The sequence below is a fragment of the Paraburkholderia sp. SIMBA_053 genome (assembly GCF_046534895.1).
GTDB lineage: Bacteria > Pseudomonadota > Gammaproteobacteria > Burkholderiales > Burkholderiaceae > Paraburkholderia > Paraburkholderia caledonica.
Genome location: NZ_JAWRXU010001365.1, coordinates 1 through 247, shown reverse-complemented (window position 1 = coordinate 247; position 247 = coordinate 1). Strand labels below are relative to the sequence as shown.

Annotated in this window: 2 pseudogenes; one reads left to right on the top strand and one right to left on the bottom strand. The window is 58.7% G+C overall.

The features are described 5' to 3' along the window. Positions 1-132: pseudogene (locus SB753_RS40075) on the bottom strand (hypothetical protein); the annotation flags it as partial. Between SB753_RS40075 and SB753_RS40070 the strand changes: the two are divergent. Continuing rightward, positions 120-247 (top strand): annotated as a pseudogene (locus SB753_RS40070) (3-deoxy-7-phosphoheptulonate synthase); the annotation flags it as partial. The pseudogenes SB753_RS40075 and SB753_RS40070 overlap by 13 nt on opposite strands.

Sequence of the window (247 nt, the reverse complement as noted above, 5' to 3'; positions counted from 1 at the left end):
GTCGAATTCGCGCTCCGTCGAGCCGTGCGGATGCTCTGTCACCGGCTGCATTTTGAACAGATCGACTACATTCACGAAGCGCAGTTTCAACTCGGGCAGACGCTCGCGCAAAATGGCCGTTGCTCCCGGCGCACCTGATCCGCGAATTTGCGTGCGACGAAGCAGTGTCGGATCTCATCTACAGTTCGCGCACCGCCATGCATCTCATTCTGCATGGCATGGACGACCGCCTGATCGTGATCGTCGG